This is a genomic window from Betaproteobacteria bacterium, assembly GCA_016791345.1.
GTDB lineage: Bacteria > Pseudomonadota > Gammaproteobacteria > Burkholderiales > JAEUMW01 > JAEUMW01.
In genome coordinates this window covers 1-4,703 of record JAEUMW010000401.1, presented here as the reverse complement: position 1 = coordinate 4,703, position 4,703 = coordinate 1, and the positions used below count along the sequence as shown (strand labels likewise).

General features: G+C 67.2%; 5 protein-coding genes and 1 pseudogene. All 6 read right to left on the bottom strand.

What is annotated here, in order from left to right; genetic code table 11:
- Positions 1 to 536, bottom strand: a 536-nt coding sequence (locus JNK68_15325) for a polysaccharide deacetylase family protein (GenBank protein ID MBL8541715.1), incomplete at its 3' end; no start/stop codon positions are given.
- Positions 537 to 703: 167 nt separating this feature from the next.
- Positions 704 to 1,159: a universal stress protein gene (locus JNK68_15320; GenBank protein MBL8541714.1), complete on the bottom strand. Its 456-nt coding sequence runs from the start codon at positions 1,157 to 1,159 to the stop codon at positions 704 to 706.
- 75 nt (positions 1,160 to 1,234) lie between these two features.
- Positions 1,235 to 2,668 carry a pyruvate kinase gene (gene pyk, locus JNK68_15315; protein MBL8541713.1) on the bottom strand — a complete coding sequence of 478 codons (1,434 nt, stop codon included), beginning with the start codon at positions 2,666 to 2,668 and terminating at the stop codon, positions 1,235 to 1,237.
- A gap of 61 nt (positions 2,669 to 2,729) precedes the next feature.
- Positions 2,730 to 3,131, bottom strand: a pseudogene (locus tag JNK68_15310) (heme-binding protein).
- Positions 3,132 to 3,150: 19 nt separating this feature from the next.
- Positions 3,151 to 4,449, bottom strand: coding sequence for a glycerate kinase (locus tag JNK68_15305; GenBank protein MBL8541712.1), 1,299 nt, complete (start codon positions 4,447 to 4,449; stop codon positions 3,151 to 3,153).
- Between the two features lie 57 nt (positions 4,450 to 4,506).
- On the bottom strand, positions 4,507 to 4,703 hold a 197-nt coding region (locus JNK68_15300; GenBank protein MBL8541711.1), incomplete at its 5' end, for a DUF3830 family protein.

Genomic DNA, 4,703 nt, shown 5'->3' with positions numbered 1-4,703 from the left:
ACCACGAGCCGGCGCGTGTTCGGACTGTCGCGACCCGTGTACCAGCCTTCCGGTGCCTTGCCGGTGAACCGGCGGATGATGTCGACACCGAGGCGCATGTGCTCGCGCTCGGTCGCCTCGTCCATGCTTTGATAATGGATCCAGCGCCAGCCGTGGCAGGCGATCTCGTGGCCCAGCTCGACGAAGGCGGCGGTCGCTTCCGGATGCCGTTCGAGCGCCATCGAGACGCCGAAGATCGTGAGCGGCAGCCCGCGTCGCTCGAACTCGCGCAGGATGCGCCACACGCCCACCCGCGAGCCGTATTCGTAGATCGACTCCATCGACAGGTGACGCGCCTCGTATGCCTGCGCGCCGATGATCTCGGAGAGAAACTGCTCGCTCGCGCGGTCACCGTGCAGCACGCAGTTCTCGCCGCCCTCCTCGTAGTTGAGCACGAACTGCACGGCGATGCGCGCCTGCCCCGGCCAGTTGGCGTGGGGTACGTGCCGACCGTAGCCGATGAGGTCGCGCGGATAGACTCGTGTGGCCCCGCTCATTGGTCGCCCGCCTCGATTTCGAGCTGACGGCGCATCCACTCGGACTGATCGAACGCGCGTGTCTTGTCCCGGCTGGCGACAGCGCCCACCCGGCAGGCGTTTGCGCCGGCCGGCGTACCCCGTCCGTCGTGCGATGAAGTCGACTGCGCTCGTGCCCTGCCCGGCGGTCAGCGGAAGACCAGCACCGGGATCTTCGAATGCGCCAACACCTTCTGCGTCACGCTGCCCAGCAGCAGCGCTTCCATGCCCCCGCGGCCATGCGAGGCGATGAAGATCAGGCTGCCGCTCTGCTGCTCTGCGAGCTCGATGATGCCGCGGTAAGGTTGGTCGTTCGCGACAATCGCGGTCGCACATTCGACTCCTTGGTCGCGGGCGCGGTCGGCCACCCGTTGCAGCATCTCGCGAGCATGACGTTCCGCGTGCTCTATCGCCTCCGGCGTGACGATCGGGATCACGGAAGTCCCGTAGTCATTCAGAGTCTTCACCTCTTCCATAGGGTTCGTCGGGCGCACGTAAACCGTCGTCATGCTCGCGCCGACGCGACGGCAGTACTCGATGGCACGGTCGACCGCCTTTTCGGCGAGTTCGGAACCATCGGTGGGAACCACGATTCTGTCGAACATTCCTGACCTCCTTTTTGATGCGCGTGGGAATGCTTCTGGTGCGACCCCGTTTACCTCCAGCTCGCGGCAGCGCGCTTACGTGTCGGTCTTGGCGCCCGGAATGGTCGTGATGTGCAACAGATTGGTGTGGCCGGAGCTGCCGAAGGGCAGCCCGGCGACGATCACGACCGTCTCGCCCGCCTGCGCAAAGCCCTCCGACTGCGCGGCGCGGCACGCATAGTTCACCATGTCGGTGACGTGGCTCACTTCAGGGGTCGGTAAAGCGTGGATGCCCCACACCAGCGCCAGGCGGCGCGCGGTGCTGAAGTGCGGGGTAACGCCGAGGATCGGTGCTGCCGGACGTTCACGCGCCGCGCGCAGCCCGGTGAATCCCGACGACGTGTAGGTGATGGTGGCTGCGGGCGCGAGCAGCTTGGCGACGCGACGCAGCGAGCAGCAGATCGCGTCGGGCACCGTAGGCGCCTCGCTCCAGTGACTCGATTCGAGCCCGCTGCGATAGGCAGGATCCTGCTCCACGCGCTGCATGATGCGATCCATCATCAGCACCGCCTCGCGCGGATAGCTGCCCGAGGCCGATTCCGCGGAGAGCATGACTGCGTCCACACCATCGTAGATCGCGTTGGCCACGTCGGATGCCTCTGCCCGTGTCGGCACCGGTGAACTGATCATCGATTCGAGCATCTGGGTCGCCACCACCACCGGCTTGCCGAGGCGCCGGCACTCGCGCACGATGCGCCGCTGCAGTTCGGGCACCTGTTCCGGCGGCATTTCCACGCCGAGATCGCCGCGCGCGACCATGATGCCGTCGCAGCGCTCGACGATCGCCTCCAGGTGTTCGATCGCAGACGGTTTTTCCAGCTTCGCCATGAGCCAGGCACGCTTGCCGACCAGCCCGCGCGCGTCCTCGATGTCCTCCGGACGCTGCACGAAGGAGAGCGCGACCCAGTCCACGCCGAGTTCGAGACCGAACGCGAGGTCCTTGCGGTCCTTTTCCGTGAGCGGTGAGATCGGCAACACAACACCGGGCACGTTCACGCCCTTGCGGTCGGACACCGCGCCGCCCACCAGCACCGTGGTTTCGGCGAAGTCCGGACCCGACTGCTCGACGCGCAGTCGCACCTTGCCATCGTCGACCAGAAGCTCGGTGCCTGCCTGCACTGCGGCGAAAATCTCGGGGTGCAGCAGCGGTGCACGCGACGCATCTCCCGGCGTGGGATCCATGTCGAGACGCCAGCGATCGCCAACGCCGAGCTGAACCTTGCCCTGCGCAATCGTCCCGATGCGCAGCTTCGGGCCCTGCAGGTCAAGCAGGATGCCGATCGGCCGCCCTGCGTCCTGCTCGATGTTGCGGATGAGGCGTACGCGCTCGGCGTGGTCCGCCTGCGTGCCGTGGCTGAAGTTCAAACGGAAGACATCGGCGCCCGCCTCGAAGAGCGCACGAATCTGCGCTTCGGTCGAACTGGCGGGACCCAATGTGGCAACAATCTTGGCGCGGCGACTGCGTCGCATGCTCTATTCTCCTTGGCGCGTCTTGCACGCCGCTGCGGGTGTGCGCTGGGCACACACACGATCAGATTTCGTGATTCGCCCCGATCGCGGCCACACCGGCGCGCGCCGCTCGGGCATCTTCCCCGGCCTTCACCCCGGACACACCAACCGCGCCCCGACCACTGCGCCGTCGACAACGATCATCTTGCCGCCTTCGAGCGGCACCACCGGCATCTTGAGCGCGGCGAAGCGGCCGTAGTTCACCATGTCCTCGTAGACCTTGCTCGGGCGCCGCGCGAGCACGCAGGTGCGCGCCTTCTCGGGAGCGACTGTGTGGCGGCCCACCATCCATGCATTGCAGCCACAGCAGATGACTGCCGTCGTCGCAGACCGAGATTTTCACCGCCCAGCCATTACGCAGCGCCTCGGCGCCGGCGGCAATCGATTTGACGTCGTCGACCGTGAGTGCAGGTCGGGTTCGCATGACAGAAAGCTCGTGCGCACTATCGGCGCTGCGCCGCCTTTGCGGCGTCTTCGGTAACGAGGATGGCGCGAAAATCGTTGACGTTGGTGAGCGTCGGGCCGGTCACGACGGAATCGCCGAGTGCCTCGAAGAAACCGTGGCCATCGTTGTTGGCGAGACTGTCGCGGGGACGGATGCCTTTCGCCCACGCGCGCGCAAGGCTGTCGGGCGCGAGATAGGCGCCGGCGATCTCCTCCTGTCCGTCGACGCCGTCGGTGTCACCTGCGATGGCGTGGATGCCGGCGTGTCCGTCGAGCGCGACGGCGAGCGCGAGGAGAAACTCGACATTGCGCCCGCCGCGCCCCGTGCCGCGCACGGTGACGGTGGTCTCGCCGCCGGAGAGCAGGACGCACGGCGCCGGCACCGGCTGCCCGTGTGCCGCAACCTGCAGCGCAATGCCCGCCATCACCTTGCCGACATCACGCGCTTCGCCCTCGATGCGATCGCCGAGCGTCACCGTGGTCAGGCCCGCCGCGCGCGCGACCGCGGCGGCGCGCTCCAGCGCCAGCTGCGGCGTGGCGACCATGCGCACCTCGTTGCCCGCCAGTCGCGGATCGTCCGGCTTCACCGACTCACCGCGCCCGCTCGCGAGAATCTCGTGCACGGCCGGCGGCACCTCGATTGCGTAGCGCCGGATGATGTCCGCGGCGTCGGCGCAGGTGGTCGAGTCAGCCACGGTGGGACCGGAAGCGATGTCCATCGGATTGTCGCCGGGCACGTCCGACAGCAGCAGGGTCACCACCTTCGCCGGGTGGCAGGCAGCCGCGAGCCGGCCGCCCTTGATCGCCGACAGGTGCCGGCGCACGCAGTTCATCTCGGTGATGCTCGCACCGGACTTGAGCAGGGCGCGATTGACCGCCTGCTTGTCCTCCAGCGTGAGCCCTTCCTGCGGCAGTATGAGCAGCGATGAGCCGCCGCCCGAGATCAGGCAGACCACGAGATCGTCCGCGGTGGCCCCGCGCACGAATTCGAGGATGCGCCGGGAGGCCGCGAGACTGGCCGCATCCGGCACCGGGTGCGCGGCCTGGATGATCTCGATGCGCCGGCACGGCACCTCGTAGCCGTAACGCGTCACCACGAGGCCGGTAACCTCGCCCGGCCAGTGGTCCTCGAATGCCTTCGCCATCGCGGCCGACGCCTTACCGGCACCAATCACCAGCGTGCGCCCTTTCGGCGCGGCCGGCAGATGAGCCGGTATGCACTGCACCGGCTGCGCTGCTGCAATCGCTGCGTCGAACATCTGCCGCAGCAGTGCACGGGGTTCGAATGCACCAGTCATGACATCCTCTGATTGTTATGGTGTCGCCCGCGAACGCCGCACTGCGCAGCGGGCGCGCTATGCCGTTGCCACCTCATCGAACACGATTTCCTGCGCACCCTGCCAGAGCACCTTCCGCCCCATCTCCGCGAGTTGCTCCGCGCCCTTGACGACGGTCAGGAAGTGATTGCCGGCGAGGGTCCCCATCTTACTAGCAAAGCAGGCGCTGCCGTAGGCGAACAGGATCTCGGTCTCGCTGAACCCGCCCGGATAGA

Coding starts and splice junctions, on each gene's coding strand:
- JNK68_15320 (MBL8541714.1), bottom strand. CDS start 1,159: ATGTTCGACAGAATCGTGGTTCCCACCGATGGTTCCGAACTCGCCGAA.
- pyk (MBL8541713.1), bottom strand. CDS start 2,668: ATGCGACGCAGTCGCCGCGCCAAGATTGTTGCCACATTGGGTCCCGCC.
- JNK68_15305 (MBL8541712.1), bottom strand. CDS start 4,449: ATGACTGGTGCATTCGAACCCCGTGCACTGCTGCGGCAGATGTTCGAC.